This is a genomic window from Flavobacterium enshiense DK69 (assembly GCF_000498495.1).
Lineage (GTDB): Bacteria > Bacteroidota > Bacteroidia > Flavobacteriales > Flavobacteriaceae > Flavobacterium > Flavobacterium enshiense.
This window is the reverse complement of the sequence record NZ_AVCS01000015.1, coordinates 202,621-223,227: the sequence shown is the minus strand read 5'-3', so window position 1 is coordinate 223,227 and position 20,607 is coordinate 202,621. Positions and strand designations below refer to the sequence as shown.

The window sequence follows — 20,607 nt, the reverse complement described above, 5'->3', positions numbered from 1 at the left end:
ATTGATTAAGCCCCAATATTAACAAAAAACAAGGTTCAAAATTTTCGGAATAAACTGAAAAACAGTATAGTATATTTTTACAACAAAAAAAATACACCCTGTTTTTTAACATAATAAAAAGTTAAAATTTCATTTTTAATTCACATAAAAAATCTGGTTTTTCAACTTTTTTTTCACTTTTACACACACAATTAAGAATATTATAACAAGGCCTAAACTGATTTTTTTCCCAAAAAAAATACTTTATATCCCTATTTATAGAAAAAAACAAACCCGACAGCTATTATACTATCGGGTTAAATATTTTTTGAACGCTAAATTATTTTTTATCTATTTTTCAATCTCCTTCAAACTTTCCATTTTCTTGTGAGCCAGGAAACCTCTGATGTCTTCGAAATGTTCTTTCACGCGTTTGTGTCCAAATTCGAATACTTTTTCAGCTAAACCGTCAAGGAAATCACGGTCATGGGATACCAATATCAATGTTCCGTCGAAATCTTTTAAAGCGTCTTTGATGATATCTTTGGTTTTCATATCAAGGTGGTTCGTTGGCTCATCCAGAATCAGAACGTTAACCGGCTCCAATAACAGTTTTATCATAGCTAAACGAGTTTTCTCTCCTCCGGAAAGCACTTTTACTTTCTTCTGGATATCATCTCCTTTGAACATGAATGCTCCCAATAAATCTTTGATTTTGGTACGTACATCCCCAACTGCAATCTGGTCGATAGTATCAAAAATAGTGAATTCTCCATCCAGCAAAGAAGCCTGGTTTTGAGCAAAATAACCAATCTGAACATTATGTCCGATCTCAAGTTTACCACCTTCAAAATCGATTTCTTTCATGATGGCTTTAATCATGGTCGATTTTCCTTCCCCGTTTTTCCCTACGAAAGCTACTTTCTGACCACGTTCAATTACCATACTGGCATTATTAAAAACCACATGATCGCCATACGATTTTGACAATTCTTCCACCACCACAGGATATTGACCTGAACGAGGTGATGGCGGGAATTTAAGTTTTAATGCCGATGTATCTATTTCATCCACTTCAACAGGAACTAATTTTTCCAGCATACGCACACGTGATTGCACTTGCTCGGTTTTAGAGAATGTTCCTCTAAAACGTTCAATAAAAGCTTGATTATCGGCAATAAATTTCTGCTGCTCATCGTACGCTTTTTGTTGATGAATTCTTCGGTCTTGACGTAAAACTAAATAATCGGAGTATTTTGCTTTGTAGTCATAGATTCGACCCATGGTAACTTCGATAGTACGATTCGTAATATTATCAACGAACGCTCGGTCGTGGGAAATCACCATTACCGCTTTCGCCTGATTGATAAGGAAATCTTCCAACCACTGAATACTGTCCATATCCAAGTGGTTTGTCGGCTCATCCAGCAAAATCAAATCTGGTTTCTTCAAAAGGATTTTTGCCAATTCAATACGCATTCTCCATCCTCCTGAAAACTCGGAAGTGGAACGGGTGAAATCCTCTCTTTCAAAACCTAACCCTTTCAGCACTTTTTCAACCTCAGCTTCGTAATTCACTTCTTCAATCGAATAGTATTTCTCGCTCAATTCGGAAACGCGCTCGATCAGTTTCATATAACTGTCGCTTTCATAATCGGTACGAATCGTCAACTGCTCATTGATTTCGTCGATTTCCTTCTTCATGTTCAAAACATCGGCGAAAGCCTTGGACGTTTCTTCCATTACCGTACAATCATCAGCCGTTAACAAATGCTGCGGCAAATAAGCTATTACAGCATCGCTTGGCGCGGAAATTCCTCCACGGCTTGGTTTGTTTTCACCGGCAACTATCTTTAACAACGTAGACTTTCCTGCGCCGTTTTTCCCCATAAGGGCAATTTTATCATTTTCGTTGATGGCAAAAGTCACGTCACTGAACAATGTGGTTCCGCCAAATTCTACCGCGATATCGTTTACTGTAATCATTGCTGAAGTTTGAATTTAGAGGTTAGAAATCAGAAGAGTTCCAACCATTTTTAAAGGTGCAAAGATAATTTAATTTAGAAAGGAGACAATTTCAATTTTGAAATGATTTTTAAGTAACTTTAATACAATCAAAATTCAGCAGTCATGAAAAAAGAAAAATTCACAGTCGTTATCGGTGCCCCAAAAGAAAAAGTATGGAATGTGTTATGGAACGACGACACCTACAGAAAATGGACTACGGTTTTCAGTGAAGGTTCAAAAGCTGTCACAGATTGGAAAGAAGGCAGTAAAATTCATTTTCTTGATGCCAACAACGACGGAATGAACAGTTTGATTGATAAATGCATTGAAAATGAAGTCATGAATTTCAAACATATCGGAGTCGTTAAAAACGGAGTTGAACAACCTTTGGATGAGGCCACCAAAAATTGGTCAGGCTCGTCCGAAAATTATGCACTGAGTGAAACAGACGGAATTACGACACTGAGTGTTGAGATGGACATCATTCCTGAGTATCTGGACTACTTCAACAAAACATTCCCTTTGGCTTTGGATTTAGTTAAAAAACTGGCAGAAGAATAAAACTCCTGCAACCTTTAATAAACAAAAAGCTTCAACATTGTTGAAGCTTTTTTTATGCAATCTTTTGAAATTCTACTTTCAATTAAACTGTTCGATATAAAAAATAGACTACATTTACCTTATAAAAACTAATACCGCTTATGGGAAAAATCTACTCTTTATTATTGGTATTCTTGGGATGCACTTTATGGGCTTCCGGAAGTAAACTAACCTGCCCAACCGCTATAGCGTCGCCTACATCTGAAACTCTATGCAGCGGACAAACAACCAATATCCAACTTAGCAGTAATGTAGCCAACACAACATTTACCTGGACTGCTGTTCAAACCGGAGTAACCGGTGCCAGTAATGGTTCCGGAAACGTAATCTCCCAGGCACTTAGTACAACTTCGGTTAATGCAGGTCAGGTTGTTTACACCATTACTCCATTTGGTGATAGTTGCTCCGGCAATCCTATTACTGTGACAATATTTGTAAACCCTGTTCCGGTAGTAAACGTTAATTCAACTCAATACTCTATTTGCAATGGAAGCTCTACGAATATTACTATGAGTAGCAATGTAAGCAACACTACTTTTAGCTGGAACGTTGCTCAAACAGCAGGTGTAACCGGTGCAACAAGCGGAACAGGAACATCTATTAATCAGGTTCTTACAACTTCAGGAACAATTATAGGTCAAGCTGTTTATACAATTACACCGGTTGTCAATGGTTGTCCTGGTACCCCAAAAACAGTTACGGTTACTGTTACTCCAAAGCCAATTGTTAGAGCAAGTGTTTCGTCATCAACCCTCTGTTCAGGAGAAACAACCAATATAGTATTGACCAGTAATGTTCCCGGAACTTTTTTCAATTGGACTGTAATACCAACAGGTGTACTGGGAGCGATGTCCGGAACCGGAAACCAAATCAATCAAACCTTAGCTACAATCAGCATGTCTCAAGGTGTAGTTACTTATATCATAACACCAATCGTTAACGGATGTACAGGCGATCCATTCACGGTTACAGTAACTGTTAATCCTGCACCAGAACTGTTTTTTTCTGGCGGCTGGCAAAGTATCTGCAGTGGAGAGTCTTCAGGAATTTCTCTTTACACAAATACCCCAGGAACTACTATTACATGGACAGTAGTTCAAAATGGCGTTACAGGTGCTTTTGACGGTAACGGAACTGAAATTACTCCCGGAGCGGGAATACCAATCAATCAGGTTTTAACCGCAACAGGTAATGCCCCCGGAACGGTAACTTACACCATTATACCATTGAACAATGGTTGTTCCGGAAATACTATAACAATACCAATAACAGTCTACCCTTTACCGCGGCTAAATATTCAGGACGGAATTATTTGCGTGGATGAAATCACAAACAATGTCCTTACACCATATGTGTTAGAAACCGGGTTATCCCCTAATGATTATCTTTTCGAATGGCGTCTTGACAACGATATGAATACCGTGATTGGGGAAAGCAGTTCGTTTACAGCTTCCGAAGCGGGTATATACACTGTGACCGTTTCAAGTATGGCAACAGCATGTGTAGCAACTGCATCGGTTAATGTAGTTGAATCTTCTCCCGCACAATCGGCAAGTGCAACTCACCATGAACAATTCGACGGAAATTATACCGTAGTCGTGACTACAAATGAAATCGGAAATTATTTATATCAAATTGATGGAGGAGAATTACAGACTTCAAATACATTCAGCGACATAACTTTCGGACAACATGAAATTCATGTAACAGATGCAAATGGCTGCTCCGATATTACCATTACTATTGATTTACCCGAAATCATCCAACATGATTTAACAATCAGTCCGAATCCTGTAACCGACATATTGAGCCTACAGAACGATCAAATCATCTCCAAAGTAAACGTCTTGAATCACTTAGGTCAACTTATTATTGAAAAGGAATCCAATAGCAAAAACGTACAGATCGATTTATCTGTCTTAAATACCGGAATCTATTTTATAATCATTGATTCCGACAAAACAAAAAACATCAAAATTGTAAAAAGTTAAAAACCTCATTTCATACGAATAAAAAAAGCTCCGATACTATCGGGGCTTTTTTGTTTCCATCACTTTTTCAAACAGCATTCCTGATTTGGATGATACTGCAAAAAACGGTTGGTCTTCCGAAAATTATGTACTGAGTAAAGTAAACTAAATCACACATTGAACGTTGAAAAGGGAATTAATCTCGAATATTACAATTATTTAACAAAACACCCCCTTATTTCCTGTATACATTAAAAAACCAAAAAAACAAACACCTAAAACAACAAAAAAACATTGCTTTGTAATAAAAAGATTATATTTGCAGCGAATTAAAAAAAATTCTTTGCATGAAAAAAATCTTTACTCTTTTATTCATTTTGTCCTTTGGGTTACTTTTTTCAAATACACTCAAAACAACAGAAACCGAAACAGTTGCTTGTCCAACAGCAACAATAATCTATAACGGATCTCCTTTTTGTCCAGACATCAGTACTCCTCAACCCGTTACCATTACTGGAACCGACAATTACACGGGAGGCACATTTACCAGCACACCAGGTTTAGCGTTAAATTCCAATACCGGAGCTATCACTCCAAGTATGAGCACTCCGGGATTTCATGTTGTTACCTACACAATTCCATCCGACGGAACATGTCCTGACTTTGTAATCAATACAACCATCAGAATATCTGATTCTCCAACAGCCACAACCGCTATAACATCCAATCAAACCGTTTGTTACGGAAGTTCTGCCACACTTAGTTTCTTTGGAACACCAAATGCAACCATCACCTATACTATAAACGGGGGTGCAAACCAGAATATCATATTAAATTCTTCAGGGACTGCAACGTTATCTACAGGTTCCTTAACATCTACTACTGTTTATAACCTGGTAAGTGTCACATCCTCGACAGGGTGCTCAAGTTCGCTTGCAACATCAGTGATGGTAACTGTTAATCCAACACCAACAATTTCCGGCTCTGCATCGGTTTGCGTGGGCAATACAATTCAATACACAGGTACCGGAATACCCGCAGCAAGCAATCCATGGATATCATCAGATGCCTCAGTAGCCACAGTAAATTCAACCGGATTGGTTTCCGCAATGTCTGCAGGGACTACAATGATTACATATACAAATAATAACGGGTGTACTATTATGCAGATAATTATGGTTAATCCAAGCACGACGCCTACGTTTGCGGCGGTGGCACCAATTTGTACAGGAGAATCGTTAGCGGCATTACCTACAACTTCTAATGAAGGTATCAATGGAACGTGGTCACCGAGGCTGGATAACACAACTACAACGATGTATACTTTTACACCGGATCCGGCAGATCCATGTGCAGTACCAACTGCGATGATTATTAGGGTTAATCCAATACCAACAGTAACAGTTAACAATTCAACTGTTTGCAGCGGTTCAAGCACCACGGTTACCGCCACAACAGGCACTACAGGAACATATACTTATGTATGGACGGTTCCTGCAGGAGCTGCAAATCCTGGAAATGCTGATAGTTTTACCACTACAACAGCAGGTACTTATAGTGTGATCGCAAGCAATAACGGGTGTCAGAGCGCGAGTGCTTCCGGCATAGTAACAGTTTTAGAGTCTCCAGACATTACAGCTACAGCAACAAATCAATCCATAAATTCGGGAGATTTGACTGATATTTCACTTTCAAGTAATTCCCCTGAAGCTACATACCAATGGACAGTTACCCAAAATAACGTAACAGGAGCAACTTCCGGAAGCGGAAATACAATTAATCAACTACTTTCACTGGTAAACACAGCATTGCCGGGAAGTGTTACTTATACAATTACCTCCTCTATGTCTGGCGGCGCATGCTCAAGAAACGTAACTGATATTACAATAACGGTAAACTCAAATTTAGGCACAAATGATTTCAATTCTCAAAATTTCATAGTAAGTCCAAATCCGGTTGCCGATATTCTGAACATCAAAAACAACCAAACCATCAACAAGGTTACCGCTTTTAATCAGCTGGGACAAATGGTACTTCAGAAAGAATACGACAACAACGAAGTACAGCTTGATTTTTCAGCATTAAAAACAGGCATTTATTTTATTTCGGTAGACTCTGGTAAAAAACAAAGCACTTTTAAAATTGTAAAAAATTAATAACTGTCTTTTTTACTCATAAACAAAAGCCTCGATACTATCGGGGCTTTTTTGTTCCCGTCACTTTTTCAAACAGCGTTCCTGATTTTAAGATTAACAAACTTTTAGTTGCACTATTTTGAAATTTTTAGTAAAATTGCTTGATATATCAAAAAATAAAGAATGAACAGGATTATACTTTCGGCCTTCCTTCTGTTTACAACACTTATCGGACTGGCACAGACAAAACCAAGGGCACGCGATTTGGGAATTCCACTCGAGGGAACGCCCGGAAAAAACAATGCGATTACCGACGTTCCGGGTATTGAAGTCGGCTACAAAACAATAATTGAGGGTACCGGAAAATTAGAAACAGGCAAAGGCCCTGTTCGCACCGGAGTTACCGTAATCCTTCCTAAAGGAAAAACACCCAAAAGTTACGCAGCAGCCTGGTTCAGTTTAAATGGCGACGGTGAAATGACCGGAATCCCAAATATCGAAGATTACGGTTTAGGCTACGGCCCCATCGGAATCACCAATACCAATAGTGTGGGAACGGTTAGAGATGCCATTGGCGAATGGAATTACAAGAAATTTTCAGAAGGTGATTTCATTGATTTTTCATTCGGACTACCTATAGTAGCAGAAACCTGGGACGGAATGCTGAATGACATCAACGGATTCCACGTAAAAAAAGAACACGTTTGGGAAGCTCTGGACAATGCAAAAGCAGGTCCTGTACAGGAAGGCAATGTAGGAGGCGGAACCGGAATGGCACTATATCATTTTAAAGGCGGCAGCGGAACGGCTTCCAGAACCTTCACCATTGATGGCAAACAATATACATTAGGCGTCTTCATTCAGGCCAATTTTGGTGGAAGATCAGATTTAATGATTTCAGGAGTACCAGTCGGAAAACAAATCAAAGAGTACAAACCCGTTTTACACAATCCGACGCGAAAAGACGGTTCAGCCATTGTAATTGTAGCCACCGATGCACCTCTCTTACCTAGTCAGCTAAAACTGGTAGCTAAACGCGTCACCCACGGAATCGCACGAACAGGTACGTTTTCCAATGACAGTTCCGGTGAAATCTTTTTAGCGCTTTCCACAGCGGAGCCAAAAACAGATGAAAACGAAACCATGCAGACCTGGAACGCTCTCCCAAAAGAAAAATTAAACCCGATTTTCAGAGCTACGGTAGAAGCTACAGAAGAAGCGATCATCAACACTTTGGTAGCTGCTGAAGACATGGAAGGCATCAACAACAATAAATTTTTTGCCCTGCCTCACGATGTCTTGCAGACTATCCTGAAAAAATACAACCGCTATAAAAAGTAAACAAAAAAGCTTCAACAATGTTGAAGCTTTTTTTATGCAATATTTTGAAATTGTTCTTTTCAGTTAGGCAGTCGCCACGTCTAAATTAGCATGCTCTTTAGCAGCCAAATAACGCTCGGCATCCAAAGCAGCCATACAGCCTGTACCCGCAGCTGTTACAGCCTGACGGTAAACATGATCAGCAGCGTCCCCACCAACGAATACTCCCGGTACATTTGTTTTGGCAGTACCCGGTTCGTTAATGATGTAACCTGTTTCATCCAAATTCAGATAATCTTTAAAGATGTCCGTGTTTGGTTTGTGTCCGATTGCCACGAAAAATCCGGTTGCAGGGATTTCAATGATCTCTCCTGTAGCTTTGTTTTTCGCAAGAACACCGGTTACCACGTTTCCGTCGCCCAATACTTCTTCGGTTTCAGTGTGAAGCAAGATTTCGATGTTTTCTGTTTTTTTCACGCGCTCTTCCATGATTTTAGAAGCACGGAAAGTTTCACTACGCACCAACATTGTTACTTTTTTACACAATTTGGATAAATAATGTGCTTCTTCACAAGCACTGTCCCCTGCTCCAACAATCACTACCTCCTGGTTTCTGTAAAAGAAACCGTCGCAAACCGCACAGGCAGAAACTCCGCCACCCATTTGAAGATAATGTTGTTCTGAAGGCAATCCTAAATATTTTGCAGAAGCTCCTGTTGAAATAATTACGGTATCACAGTGAATTTCTTTGGTATCGTTAATCCAAACTTTATGAACATCTCCTGAGAAATCAACCTTTGTTGCCCAACCGTCGCGAACGTCAGTTCCGAAGCGTTCTGCCTGTTTTTGCAACTCGATCATCATTTCAGGACCTGAAATCCCGTCTTGATAACCTGGAAAGTTTTCCACTTCATTCGTTGTTGTTAATTGGCCGCCCGGTTGTGTTCCTTGGTACAAAACCGGATGCATGTTTGCTCTGGCAGCATAAATTGCGGCAGTATAACCTGCTGGGCCAGAACCTATAATAAGGCATTTTACTTTTTCTATAGTATCAGACATAATTGTATTGTGTTTTTATTCATTTAGTAGGCCACAAATGTAAGTTTTAATTAAAAAAGATTTTCAAAAAATATATCAGATTTAACTATTCGAAAATAATTTCAATTTATTTGTAAAAATATTTTGGGAATAAAATTTTAGCTCTATATTTGCACCACAATTACACGGGGTGTAGCGTAGCCCGGTCATCGCGCCTGGTTTGGGACCAGGAGGTCGCAGGTTCGAATCCTGCCACCCCGACAAACAAATCCTTTCAGCTCTGCTGAAGGGATTTTTTGTTTTTGGTAAAATTCAAGTTCGCTTGAAATTTTATTAAAAACAAAAAAGACCAAAAGTTTCACAGAAACTTTAAAGGATTTGTTTAGCAACAAATCCAAATCAGGATCATAGAATAATCCTGCCACCCAATTTTACAAGCAAACACGCTTTTTCTCAACATCTCAAATACCTTAGAAACGAATACTTCCCGTATTTAATACAATCCTTAATTTATTTGACCAGAAAGCAATTCGCTGGAATTTAGACCTTGTTAGACTCTAAACACCCCTGCTAAACTAGAAAAAGGCTATTAGACACCTAAAAACAAGACAACGGTTAATTTTCATTCTATCAGTGGTATTCAATACACCAATAGACCAAATATTCCGCAACTAAAACATAATCAACAACATAACTTAAAAATGTATTTTATTTTTTGTAAATTTATACACCGTTTTTTTGTTTTTTTTTTAGTAACTAAATCCTATTTAGTATGAAAAAGTTTTTCTTTTTGTATTTAATATACATTTTATTCCAACCTATATCATTATTGGGGCAGGATAAAAAAGGGGAAGTTCTTCCAATTCTTCCTCCAAAACAACCTCAGATAACCGAACAAGATTGGCGTAAAGTCCCTCCTCCAAAGCCTTTTGAAGTAAAACCTCCTGCAGGTGCACCCAATATTGTTATTGTGCTGATGGATCAGACGGGTTATTCAGATCCATCAACAATGGGAGGCGGCATTAACACACCAACGATGGATAGGGTCGCGAAAAACGGCTTACTCTACACCAATTTTCACGTAAATGCTTTATGCTCTCCAAGTCGTGTAGCTTTACTAACTGGCAGAAACAGCCATCAGAATCACATGGCGGGAGTTACTGGTACCAACACATCTTATCCGGGGGATGATGGAATTTGCCCTCCTTCCATTTCTTCAATTGGCCAAATTTTACAGGCCTGGGGCTATTGTACCGGTTATTTTGGCAAGTGTAACGAGGTTCCCGATAATCAGGTTAATATCAGTGGTCCATACAATCTTTGGCCCGCCAGAAGAGGATGGGACAAGTTTTATGGTTATCTCGCAGGTGAGCAGTCATTATTTTTCCCAAGCCTAATCGATGGAACTACTTGGATTGGCACGCCCAAAGAGAAGAATTACCATTTTAACTCAGACCTTACTACTAAAACTTTGGAATGGGTTAGAGCTACACGTTCTCTGACTCCTGATCGCCCTTTCATTGTTTACTATGCACAAAGTGCGAGTCATCCGCCCCATACCCCTCCAACTGATTGGATGAAAAAAGAAAAGTACAAAGGAAAATTTGATATGGGTTGGGATAAATACAGGGAAGAAGTATTGGCTCGACAGATAAAATTAGGCATTGTTCCACCTGGCACCAAATTAGCCAAGAATCCTGAGACTGTTCAAAAATGGAATGAGCTTTCAGCCGATGCCAAGAAAGTTCTAACCCGTCAAATGGAAGTTTATGCAACTCTTACAGAACATGCCGATTACGAAGTAGGCCGATTGATGGACGGATTACAAGATATTGGCGTACTTGACAATACCTTATTCATTTACATCTTTGGCGATAACGGTTCTTCTGTAGTTGGGGATTTAAACGGAACATTTGTGGAATGGTCCGGATTGAATGGAGCTCCAGAAGAAATTCCTTATTTATTAAGCCGTCTCCCTGAATATGGCGGACCAAACTCTTATCCGAATTACGCTGTTGGATGGGCAATGGCAGGTGGCACACCATGTACTTTGGGAATTACTTTTGCTCACGGAGGAGGTAACATAGCAGGAATGGCACTTCAATGGCCCAAAGGAATAAAGGCAAAGGGAGAAAAACGCAGACAATACACGCATTTAATAGACATTGTCCCGACTATACTGGAGACTATAGGTATACCAGAACCTAAGATTGTCAACGGAATTGAGCAAACTCCTATAGCAGGTGTAAGTATGGCTTATTCATTTGAAAATGGTAATGCTAAAGAAAAACATACCATCCAATATAATGAAACTGCAGGCAATAGAAGTATTTACCACGACGGTTGGCTAGCAGCTACCATACACAGTGCTTTATGGGAACCTCAGCTTCGTACCAATGATTTTAATAAAGATAAATGGGAGTTGTATAATATGAAGGAAGATTTTGGATTGGCCAATGATCTTGCTTCCAAACATCCTGAAAAACTGGAGGAAATGAAAGCACTCTTCACCAAGGAGGCACTGAAGAATAATGTGTTTCCACTAGACGATCGAAGAGCCGAAAGGTTAAATCCAGTGGTTGCAGGCAGACCAGACATTATGTTTGGAAGGAAGACGCTCACAATTTATCCAGGTATGCCCGGTTTAACAGAAAATAGCTTTATAAATACCAAGTCCGTTTCGATGACCATTACAGCACATCTCGAAATACCTGAAACTGGAGCTGAAGGCGTTATTTTTTCACAGGCCGGAAAATTTGGAGGCTGGAGTTTATATGTAAAAGATGGAAAACCCAAATATGTTTATAATTGGCTTGCCCGCGAAAAATATGTTATTGAATCTAATGAGAAGCTTCCGAAAGGAAAGGTGACTCTGGTTTATGATTTCGATTATGATGGAGGCGGAATCAATAAGGGAGGAACCGGTAAAATATTAGTCAATGGAAAACAGGTGGCGCAGGGCAGAATAGAGAAAACAATGGGACAGTTGTATTCACTGGCGGCAGAAACCGCAGATATTGGTAAAGATGCTTATTCACCAGTTACAGATGACTATGACGAATGGAATAATGCATTCACAGGCAAAATAGATAAAGTAACTTTTAAACTAAAATAACAGGTTTGATGCCGCTCGGAAATGTGTTTTACAATCTGTGTTCATCCTGGTTATCTTACAATGGAAATAGGATTTTTTACTTGATTACATTTTGACTTTCCAAAATAAAACGAAAGGATTGATTTAGTATATTAGCACTTTTAAAAGTAAAGTCAATTTCAAACAAAGAAACACAAACAATAATCTATCTTGATATGAAATCCATTTTCAAATTAGCAATAGCATTCCTTTTATTAACATCGGTTTCAAACACAGCGCTTGCCCAGCAGTCCAAAAAAACGCAAAAAGCAGTTATCAAAACAACCATCACCTGCGATCACTGCAAAGAATGTGAAACCTGCGGACAATTATTTCAAAAGACATTGATTAAGGAAAAAGGAATACAAATGGTCACACTTAATGTCGAAGAAATGACAATAGAAGTAATTTTCAATTCCAAAAAAACCGATTTAGCAGCAATTAAAAGAGCTATCAGCAACTTAGGATACGACGCAGACGACATTAAAGCCAATCCTGAAGGTTACGAAAAACTAGACGGATGCTGTAAAGTTTAAACTAAAATATTAAAAACTTAAAATCCCTTCTGTTTTTCAGAAGGGATTTTTGTTTACTTTAAATAATACCTTTTTTATTTATAATCTGGTTCATACATTTTGCTTTTGATAAAAGCCCGGATGTCTTCCGGTCTGTCAACATCAGCCAATCCACTATTGAAAATTTCTTCGGCTATTTTTTCAGCAACATTTAAGGAAACCTGAGCGATATTGTCGACATGAGGATAAATCAAACCTTTTTGAAAATCTTCATCGGATATTTGTTCCGCGACGGCTTCGGCGGCAACGATGAGCATTTCATCGGTAATCCTTTTGGCTTGAGTCGCAAATATTGCCAATCCCATTGCCGGAAAAATAAAAACATTATTACCCTGCCCAGGTGTAAACGTTTTTCCCTCATAAGTCACTGAGGCAAACGGACTCCCGCTGGCAAAAATAGCCTTCCCTTTACTCCATTTATAGGCGTCTTCAGCAGTACATTCTGAATGTGAAGTAGGATTGGAATACGGAAAAATAATCGGTTGATCGTTTACCAGACTCATATTCTCAATAACCTGCTGATTGAAAGCTCCTCCAACGGTACTCACCCCTAGGATTGCTGTTGGTTTAATTCTGAGTACAGCCTCAGCAAAATCATCACAGGCTTCACTTTCATGCGCAAAAGCCTTTTGATGTCCTGCCAAATCTGTTCGCGATTTCACAAGCAATCCGTTAACATCAAACATCCATATTTGTCCGAGTGCTTCTTCTTCACTTAAGCCGTCTTTCTTGAATTTCTGCACCAGCATATTAGCTATTCCAAACGCTGCAGCACCTGCACCCAAAAAAAGGAAACGCTGCTCACGAAACTTTTTTTTCATAAGCCGGCTGATGGCAATAAAACCGGCAGTAGCAATGGCTGCGGTACCTTGTATATCATCATTGAACGTACTGATTTTATAACGATACTGATCCAAAATACGAATGGCATTTACCCCGGCAAAATCTTCCCACTGAATACAGATTTTAGGAAAAACTTCATTTATAGCATCGACAAAAGCCTCGATGAAATCATCATACTCTTTACCGGTAACCCTTTTTTGTTTTATACCTGGATAAAGCGGATCTTTTAAAAAATCTTCATTGTTAGTCCCCACATCCAAAACTATGGGCAGCGTGTGTTTCGGAGGCACTCCGGCACAACTGGTATAGAGAGCCAGCTTACCAATGGGGATACCAATACCGAAAACACCTAAATCACCAAGCCCGAGGATACGCTGCCCATCAGTGACCACGGCAAATCTGACATCAGTGGTAAACCAATTTCTGAGTATTTCCTTGATACGGTCCTTTTGATTAATGGAAATATAAAGGCCTCTCGGACGCCTTGCAATATGCCCAAATGCCTGACAGGCTTCCCCAACAGTCGGCGTATACACCAAAGGCAGGTAAACTGACGGTTTGCTTGCAACAGCCCTAAAAAACAGGGTTTCATTCGTGTCGTACAAATTCATCAGATAAATATACTTATTAATCGGTTTTTCAAAATTATTTAGTTGCTTATGCACCCGCATCATCTGGGTTTCAATAGTCTCTACACTATCTGGCAGCAAACCTTCCAAACCGAATTCCCGTCTTTCTTCCATTGAAAATGCTGCCCCCTTATTTTTTCCTGGGTTGCGCAACAATGAATAACCTCTGCTTTTTTCCATTCTTCAATGATTTTAGTGATTATCAGTACGCCAAAAAAACATCCTTCAAGATAAATTTCAACTTGATCTTCTTTCAAGAAACGAAAATGGGGCTTTCAACAAAAAAAGACTTAAACTACTGATTATGTATCAGTTCAATATAGTAAATTTAGCAATAATATTTTTTAATCGTAAGAAAATCCATTTTTTATTATCCTCAGACAGATTCAACAAACACAAATTTTATCAGCTCTATCTACAATGACCTCATCAACAAAGAGAATTATGAAAAACAGTAAGAATACTGTAAAAAACAAAGCCTTCAAATCCTTTCCTGATTCGGCGGGGATTTTTTGTTTGTATTCCGTTCCGATAATCGTTTTTTTCAATTGATAAATTCCTATTTTTGCCAAGACAAATTAACAAACGATTTTATGCTGATTATTGGAATTGCCGGTGGTACGGGAAGCGGAAAAACAACCGTAGTTCATCAGATCATGAATGAACTTCCGGAAACCGAAGTGGGAATCATTTCTCAGGACTCTTACTACAAAGCCTCTCACGGCCTGAGTTTTGACGAACGCGCCCTTATCAATTTCGATCATCCGAGAGCCATCGATTTCGAATTATTGGTCAGCCATTTGAAAGATTTAAAAGAAGGCAAAACCATCGAACAGCCCATCTATTCCTTTGTAACGCACAACAGAACAGACGATACCATCGTTACGCATCCGAGAAAAGTAATGATTGTTGAAGGCATTTTAATTCTTACGAATCCCGAATTACGCGAAATGTTCGACATTAAAATCTTTGTTCACGCTGATTCCGACGAGCGCTTAATCCGCCGCCTAAAAAGAGATATTGCCGAACGCGGACGTGACATGGAAGAGGTTTTAAACCGTTACCAAAACACCCTAAAACCAATGCATGAGCAATTTATCGAACCTACCAAAGCATTTGCCGACATCATTATTCCGAACGACAAATACAATACAGTAGCCATCGATGTGGTTCGCGCGGTCATCAATCAGCGTATTGGTTAATTTTCATATATTTAAACAATGAAAAAAGCATTTCAAAATTTAGCCGTCAAACATCCGTTTCTGAAAGTTTTCGGAAACCGATATATATTGGTGTTGCTTTTTTTTACGATCTGGATGCTTTTTCTGGACAACTACTCCTACCTGGAGCATCGTGTTTTAGACAAGGAAATAGAAGAACTTGAAGACAACAAACAATACTACCAGGACGAAATCCGAAAGGATAACAGTAATATAAAAAAACTGAGAAATCCGGCACAGGTAGAAAAATATGCTCGCGAGAAATACTACATGAAACGCGAGAACGAAGATATTTATATAATAGAATTTGAAGATGAAGCTCCTAAAGAGGGTGCGGAATAACTCAAAACACACACTATGAGCGAAAAGCTGTTTACTGAATTTGAAGGCGTTTCTTCCAAACAATGGAAAAATCAGATTCAATATGAACTGAAAGGTGCCGATTACAATGAAACTTTAGTTTGGGAAAGTCCGGAAGGCATAAAAGTACGCCCGTTTTATCACGTTGACGAAGAAACAAAATCGTTTTCCGCCAATACGGAAGCGACCAATTTCAAAATCGTTCAGGATATTTTTGTACACGATTTAGACAAATCCATTGCAAGAGCCTTGGATACCTTAAACCGAGGTGCCGAAAGCATCCGTTTTACTTTAGAAAATGATTCGGTTGATATCAATAGATTATTGACTGCCTTTCCGCTTGCAACTACGCCGATATATATTTCGATGCATTTTTTATCGGAAGATTTCATTAAAAAGATTGATGAAATTGCCTCCAACCATTCGGCTACCATTCACGTTTTAGTAGATCCAATCGGACAATTCGCTAAAGAAGGCAATCTGTTTTCTAACGTAGAAGGCGATTTTGCTGTCTTAAACAATCTGGTAAAAAGCTGCAGGAACATTTCGTTTTTAAGCATTAACGCCGGATTGTATCAAAATGCAGGTGCAAATATGGTGCAGCAATTGGCTTACACTTTGGCACACGCTAACGAATATTTCAACCGCGTTGCAGATTTCAGTCAGCAAGTAACCGTTCAGGTGGCTGTCGGAACAAATTATTTCTTTGAAATTGCCAAACTGAGAGCATTGCGCATTTTATTCAACACGTTGGCCAAAGAATACAATAACGAAATCAGCTGTCACATCATAGCTACACCTACAAAACGTAACAAAACCTTATACGATTACAACGTAAACATGCTTCGCACTACAACCGAATGTATGAGTGCAATTTTAGGAGGAGCCGATGCGGTTTCGAATTTGGCATACGATGCCATCTATCATAAAGACAATGAGTTTGGTGACCGAATTTCGCGTAACCAGTTATTGGTTTTAAAGCACGAAAGTTATTTTGACAAAGTGAACAACCCGGCCGACGGTACTTATTACATTGAAACCCTAACCCAGCAGTTAGCTGAAAAAGCGTTGCAATTATTCAAAGACATCGAAGCGAATGGCGGTTTCATTACACAGTTAATTGAAGGGACTATCCAGCGTAAAATCAAGGAAAGCGCTGATAAAGAACAGGAATTATTCGACAATGGAAAAGAAATCTTATTGGGAACCAACAAATACCCGAACAAAGATGACCGCATGCACCATGAGTTAGAATTGTTCCCATTCGTAAAAACTAATCCACGTAAGACGTTAATCACACCAATTATCGAAAAACGATTGGCAGAGAAAATGGAACAGGAACGTTTGGAAACGGAAAAGTAATAAGCATTTGCACTGAAAATGAGAAAAGACATTCAACATATAAATTTTAAGCAATCAGCCATTAGCGACCAGCCATTAGCTGAAAGCCAACAGCTAAACGCTGAAAGCTTCTTAACCGCTGAAGGCATCGAAGTAAAACCTACCTATTCCGAATCAGATCTGGAAGGTTTGGAACACATTGGTTTCGGAGCCGGTTTTGCACCGAATTTACGCGGACCATACGCTACTATGTATGTACGCCGACCTTGGACTGTACGCCAGTACGCAGGATTCTCTACCGCAACAGAAAGTAACGCGTTCTACCGCCGTAACTTAGCAGCAGGACAAAAAGGATTATCGGTAGCATTTGACTTAGCGACACACCGCGGATATGATTCCGATCACGAGCGCGTTGTGGGTGACGTTGGGAAAGCCGGAGTAGCCATCGACTCAGTAGAAGACATGAAAATCCTTTTCGACCAGATTCCACTGGGAGAAATGTCGGTTTCCATGACTATGAACGGAGCGGTATTGCCAATTATGGCTTTCTACATCGTAGCTGCCGAAGAACAGGGCGTTGATGCCAAATTGCTTTCGGGAACGATTCAAAACGACATCCTTAAGGAGTTCATGGTGCGTAACACGTACATCTACCCTCCTACACCATCAATGAAAATCATTGCTGATATTTTCGACTATACCAGTAAAAAAATGCCAAAATTTAACTCGATTTCAATCTCGGGTTACCACATGCAGGAAGCCGGAGCTACTGCCGATATCGAGTTAGCTTATACTTTAGCCGACGGATTGGAATACATCCGCACCGGATTGGCAGCCGGAATGAAAATCGACGAATTTGCTCCGCGTTTATCGTTCTTCTGGGCGATTGGTATGAACCATTTTATGGAAATTGCCAAAATGAGAGCCGGACGTATGCTTTGGGCTAAATTATTGAAGCAATTCAATCCGCAGGACGAAAAATCATTGGCATTGAGAACACACTGCCAAACTTCGGGTTGGAGTTTAACCGAGCAGGATCCTTTCAACAACGTTGCGCGTACAGCCATTGAAGCAGCAGCTGCGGCTTTCGGGGGAACACAGTCCTTACATACGAATGCATTAGACGAAGCGATTGCTTTACCAACCGATTTCTCTGCGCGTATTGCCCGAAACACACAAATCTTTTTACAGGAAGAAACGAAAATCTGTAAAACGGTAGATCCTTGGGCAGGAAGTTATTACGTAGAAAGCCTAACGAAAGAAATAGCCGACAAAGCCTGGGCATTGATCGAAGAAGTGGAATCTTTGGGCGGTATGACCAAAGCGATTGAAGAAGGAATTCCGAAATTGCGTATCGAAGAAGCGGCGGCACGTAAACAAGCGCGTATCGACAGCGGACAGGATATTATTGTTGGGGTGAATAAATTCCGTCTGGAAAAAGAAGACCCTTTACATATTTTAGAAGTAGACAACCAAACCGTTCGAAGAGAACAGATTGAGCGTCTGGAAAACATAAAAGCGACCCGAAACACACAAAAAGTACAGGAATGTTTAACAAAACTGACAGCTTGTGCACAAGGTGGTGAAGGAAACTTATTGGATTTGGCGGTAGATGCAGCACGTCACAGAGCCACTTTAGGTGAAATCAGTGACGCATTGGAGACCGTTTTTGGAAGATACAAAGCACAAATCAGATCATTTAGCGGCGTGTACAGTAAAGAAATTAAAAACGACGACAGCTTTGAAAAAGCTAAAACGCTGGCCGACGAATTCGCATCAAAAGAAGGCCGTCGCCCACGTATTATGATTGCCAAAATGGGTCAGGACGGACACGACCGTGGCGCGAAAGTAGTAGCTACCGGTTATGCAGATGTAGGTTTCGACGTAGACATTGGTCCATTGTTCCAAACTCCTGCCGAAGCTGCGAAACAAGCAGTTGAAAATGACGTTCACATTTTAGGCGTTTCTTCATTGGCTGCCGGACACAAAACTTTAGTGCCTCAGGTGATTGAAGAACTGAAAAAATACGGCCGTGAAGACATCATGGTGATTGTGGGCGGAGTTATTCCGGCGCAGGATTATCAGTATTTGTTTGACGCGGGAGCGGTTGCGGTTTTCGGACCTGGAACTAAAATCAGTGAAGCGGCCATTACCATTTTGGAAGTTTTATTAGAGGATTAAATAAAAAAGAGTGGCAATGCCACTCTTTTTGTTTCTAACAAGTTTACTTTTTCTTGCTCTCTTTTTTCTTAGACTTAGAATCGTTTCCCTTTTTGTTTTTTGCTTTCTTCTTTGGCGCCAGCAATTCTTTCTTAGCCTTTAATCGCTTTTCGATTTCTTCCATTTCATAGGAATTGTCGTTGGTAAAAGATAAAAGCTTCACTTCTTTAAGTGTTTTTAATGCTTTTTTGATTTCTCCTTTTCGTTCCAAAAGCAATACGGTTTTCAGTAAAACCTCAGCCTTATTGATTCCTTTGATTGTCAATGCGAATGTTATCAGTTTTTCTGCTTCCTCAAAATCTTCATTTACCAACAAGGTTTGGATATAATGCGGGTAAACTTCCAAGGCATGGATATCAACAGCAATAGCCTGTTCGAAGTAACCTTTAGCTTCTTCATATCTTAGTAATTGCTCAGAATACACACGACCGTACAAACATAAAGCCATAGTGTTTTTGGCATCATAAGACAAAGCATAATCCAGAGATTCCACCGTTTCCTCCAAAGAATACGGATAGTTGTCCAAAGCCTGAAACAAGTATTTATCTATTGATTTCATTATACAATTCTTTTTTTAATCGCTGTCGTTCAGCTTTGATTTTCTTTTCTTCTTTTTGTTTCTTAAAATCAGAACCTTCAAAAGTCCGGATTGGATTGCCTCTTTCAATCTGAAGTTGATTCGTCCACTGTGCCTGAAACTGATTTTTTATCTGTAAAACCGATTCCTCCTTCAGTTTTTGCAGTAAACGTTCTGTCGCCAGTTTTTTATTCTGATGCTGTGAGCGCGAATCCATGCTGACAACACTCAAACCCGTAGGCAAATGTGTGGCCCTGATGGCAGAGCTCACTTTATTGACATGTTGTCCGCCCGCTCCAGAACTTCGCATCGCCTGATACTGAATATCCTTCTCGGAAAACACAATCTCTTTTGTCTTCTCAATTTCAAAAATCCCGATAAACCAGTTTTTTCGTTTATGAAATTTCCTGAAAGCACTCTTTCCGATCCACTGAATTGTACCAATCCATGAAGTTACAAAGTCTACAGCCGTATTGCCTTCAAGCAAAATTATCGCCGACTCCACCGTTCCATTTTCCGAACCTGCCTCGTGTTGCAGAACCGTAGCTTTAAGATTCAAAGCCACAGCCTCCTGCAACACTTTCTTTAGTACCTGAGCCGCCACCCAAGTACATTCCGCAGGTCCTCTTCCAGAGGTTATTTGAATTATTTTTTCCATAA

15 protein-coding genes and 1 tRNA gene are annotated in these 20,607 nt (G+C 39.7%); 11 read left to right on the top strand and 5 right to left on the bottom strand.

Going from position 1 to position 20,607, the window contains the following annotated elements; genetic code table 11:
• Positions 1–330: 330 nt before the first annotated feature.
• Positions 331–1,965 (bottom strand): ABC-F family ATP-binding cassette domain-containing protein, encoded by a 1,635-nt coding sequence (locus FEDK69T_RS10990; protein WP_023574239.1) that lies wholly within the window; start codon positions 1,963–1,965, stop codon positions 331–333.
• Between the two features lie 144 nt (positions 1,966–2,109).
• Between FEDK69T_RS10990 and FEDK69T_RS10985 the strand changes: the two genes are divergently transcribed.
• The 4 genes from FEDK69T_RS10985 to FEDK69T_RS10970 all read left to right on the top strand — a co-directional run bounded on the left by FEDK69T_RS10985 (position 2,110) and on the right by FEDK69T_RS10970 (position 8,032).
• The gene (locus FEDK69T_RS10985) at positions 2,110–2,547 is read left to right on the top strand and encodes an SRPBCC domain-containing protein (RefSeq protein WP_023574238.1); all 438 of its coding nucleotides are present in this window, start codon (positions 2,110–2,112) and stop codon (positions 2,545–2,547) included.
• Positions 2,548–2,687: 140 nt separating this feature from the next.
• The gene (locus FEDK69T_RS10980; RefSeq protein ID WP_023574237.1) at positions 2,688–4,577 is read left to right on the top strand and encodes a PKD-like domain-containing protein; all 1,890 of its coding nucleotides are present in this window, start codon (positions 2,688–2,690) and stop codon (positions 4,575–4,577) included.
• A 326-nt stretch (positions 4,578–4,903) separates the two neighbouring features.
• On the top strand, positions 4,904–6,712 hold the full coding sequence (locus FEDK69T_RS10975; protein WP_023574236.1) for a T9SS type A sorting domain-containing protein: 1,809 nt from the start codon (positions 4,904–4,906) through the stop codon (positions 6,710–6,712).
• A gap of 162 nt (positions 6,713–6,874) precedes the next feature.
• A complete protein-coding gene (locus FEDK69T_RS10970) occupies positions 6,875–8,032 on the top strand; it encodes a DmpA family aminopeptidase (RefSeq protein WP_023574235.1) in 1,158 nt (385 codons plus the stop codon).
• Positions 8,033–8,095: 63 nt separating this feature from the next.
• On the opposite strand, the gene trxB is transcribed toward FEDK69T_RS10970, so the two are convergent.
• Complete coding sequence (trxB, locus tag FEDK69T_RS10965) at positions 8,096–9,070, bottom strand: thioredoxin-disulfide reductase (protein ID WP_023574234.1); 975 nt, start codon at positions 9,068–9,070, stop codon at positions 8,096–8,098.
• Positions 9,071–9,235: 165 nt separating this feature from the next.
• Between trxB and FEDK69T_RS10960 the strand changes: the two genes are divergently transcribed.
• The 3 genes from FEDK69T_RS10960 to FEDK69T_RS10950 all read left to right on the top strand — a co-directional run bounded on the left by FEDK69T_RS10960 (position 9,236) and on the right by FEDK69T_RS10950 (position 12,718).
• A tRNA-Pro gene (locus FEDK69T_RS10960) sits at positions 9,236–9,310 on the top strand.
• A 511-nt stretch (positions 9,311–9,821) separates the two neighbouring features.
• Positions 9,822–12,164, top strand: coding sequence for an arylsulfatase (locus FEDK69T_RS10955; protein WP_023574233.1), 2,343 nt, complete (start codon positions 9,822–9,824; stop codon positions 12,162–12,164).
• Positions 12,165–12,358: 194 nt separating this feature from the next.
• On the top strand, positions 12,359–12,718 hold the full coding sequence (locus FEDK69T_RS10950; protein ID WP_023574232.1) for a heavy-metal-associated domain-containing protein: 360 nt from the start codon (positions 12,359–12,361) through the stop codon (positions 12,716–12,718).
• Positions 12,719–12,792: 74 nt separating this feature from the next.
• Here FEDK69T_RS10950 and FEDK69T_RS10945 read toward each other — a convergent pair whose 3' ends face one another.
• Positions 12,793–14,409, bottom strand: coding sequence for an NAD-dependent malic enzyme (locus tag FEDK69T_RS10945; RefSeq protein ID WP_035629663.1), 1,617 nt, complete (start codon positions 14,407–14,409; stop codon positions 12,793–12,795).
• A 413-nt stretch (positions 14,410–14,822) separates the two neighbouring features.
• Between FEDK69T_RS10945 and udk the strand changes: the two genes are divergently transcribed.
• From udk to scpA, 4 genes are read left to right on the top strand one after another with little or no spacing between them, the layout of a single operon-like run.
• Positions 14,823–15,431: a uridine kinase gene (udk, locus tag FEDK69T_RS10935; RefSeq protein ID WP_023574228.1), complete on the top strand. Its 609-nt coding sequence runs from the start codon at positions 14,823–14,825 to the stop codon at positions 15,429–15,431.
• An 18-nt stretch (positions 15,432–15,449) separates the two neighbouring features.
• Positions 15,450–15,791 carry an FtsB family cell division protein gene (locus tag FEDK69T_RS15855; RefSeq protein ID WP_023574227.1) on the top strand — a complete coding sequence of 114 codons (342 nt, stop codon included), beginning with the start codon at positions 15,450–15,452 and terminating at the stop codon, positions 15,789–15,791.
• Between the two features lie 15 nt (positions 15,792–15,806).
• On the top strand, positions 15,807–17,171 hold the full coding sequence (locus FEDK69T_RS10925) for a methylmalonyl-CoA mutase subunit beta (RefSeq protein ID WP_023574226.1): 1,365 nt from the start codon (positions 15,807–15,809) through the stop codon (positions 17,169–17,171).
• An 18-nt stretch (positions 17,172–17,189) separates the two neighbouring features.
• Positions 17,190–19,331 carry a methylmalonyl-CoA mutase gene (scpA, locus tag FEDK69T_RS10920; RefSeq protein ID WP_023574225.1) on the top strand — a complete coding sequence of 714 codons (2,142 nt, stop codon included), beginning with the start codon at positions 17,190–17,192 and terminating at the stop codon, positions 19,329–19,331.
• Between the two features lie 43 nt (positions 19,332–19,374).
• Here scpA and FEDK69T_RS10915 read toward each other — a convergent pair whose 3' ends face one another.
• Positions 19,375–19,929 (bottom strand): hypothetical protein, encoded by a 555-nt coding sequence (locus FEDK69T_RS10915; protein ID WP_035629661.1) that lies wholly within the window; start codon positions 19,927–19,929, stop codon positions 19,375–19,377.
• Complete coding sequence (gene prfH, locus FEDK69T_RS10910; RefSeq protein WP_023574224.1) at positions 19,913–20,605, bottom strand: peptide chain release factor H; 693 nt, start codon at positions 20,603–20,605, stop codon at positions 19,913–19,915. The genes FEDK69T_RS10915 and prfH overlap by 17 nt, the downstream gene beginning before the upstream one ends.
• Between the last annotated feature and the right edge of the window lie 2 nt (positions 20,606–20,607).

Bases quoted from the DNA above. Each gene is read 5' to 3' on its own strand.
- FEDK69T_RS10990 (WP_023574239.1), bottom strand. From the start codon at position 1,965: ATGATTACAGTAAACGATATCGCGGTAGAATTTGGCGGAACCACATTG.
- FEDK69T_RS10985 (WP_023574238.1), top strand. From the start codon at position 2,110: ATGAAAAAAGAAAAATTCACAGTCGTTATCGGTGCCCCAAAAGAAAAA.
- FEDK69T_RS10980 (WP_023574237.1), top strand. From the start codon at position 2,688: ATGGGAAAAATCTACTCTTTATTATTGGTATTCTTGGGATGCACTTTA.
- FEDK69T_RS10975 (WP_023574236.1), top strand. From the start codon at position 4,904: ATGAAAAAAATCTTTACTCTTTTATTCATTTTGTCCTTTGGGTTACTT.
- FEDK69T_RS10970 (WP_023574235.1), top strand. From the start codon at position 6,875: ATGAACAGGATTATACTTTCGGCCTTCCTTCTGTTTACAACACTTATC.
- trxB (WP_023574234.1), bottom strand. From the start codon at position 9,070: ATGTCTGATACTATAGAAAAAGTAAAATGCCTTATTATAGGTTCTGGC.
- FEDK69T_RS10955 (WP_023574233.1), top strand. From the start codon at position 9,822: ATGAAAAAGTTTTTCTTTTTGTATTTAATATACATTTTATTCCAACCT.
- FEDK69T_RS10950 (WP_023574232.1), top strand. From the start codon at position 12,359: ATGAAATCCATTTTCAAATTAGCAATAGCATTCCTTTTATTAACATCG.
- FEDK69T_RS10945 (WP_035629663.1), bottom strand. From the start codon at position 14,409: ATGGAAAAAAGCAGAGGTTATTCATTGTTGCGCAACCCAGGAAAAAAT.
- udk (WP_023574228.1), top strand. From the start codon at position 14,823: ATGCTGATTATTGGAATTGCCGGTGGTACGGGAAGCGGAAAAACAACC.
- FEDK69T_RS15855 (WP_023574227.1), top strand. From the start codon at position 15,450: ATGAAAAAAGCATTTCAAAATTTAGCCGTCAAACATCCGTTTCTGAAA.
- FEDK69T_RS10925 (WP_023574226.1), top strand. From the start codon at position 15,807: ATGAGCGAAAAGCTGTTTACTGAATTTGAAGGCGTTTCTTCCAAACAA.
- scpA (WP_023574225.1), top strand. From the start codon at position 17,190: ATGAGAAAAGACATTCAACATATAAATTTTAAGCAATCAGCCATTAGC.
- FEDK69T_RS10915 (WP_035629661.1), bottom strand. From the start codon at position 19,929: ATGAAATCAATAGATAAATACTTGTTTCAGGCTTTGGACAACTATCCG.
- prfH (WP_023574224.1), bottom strand. From the start codon at position 20,605: ATGGAAAAAATAATTCAAATAACCTCTGGAAGAGGACCTGCGGAATGT.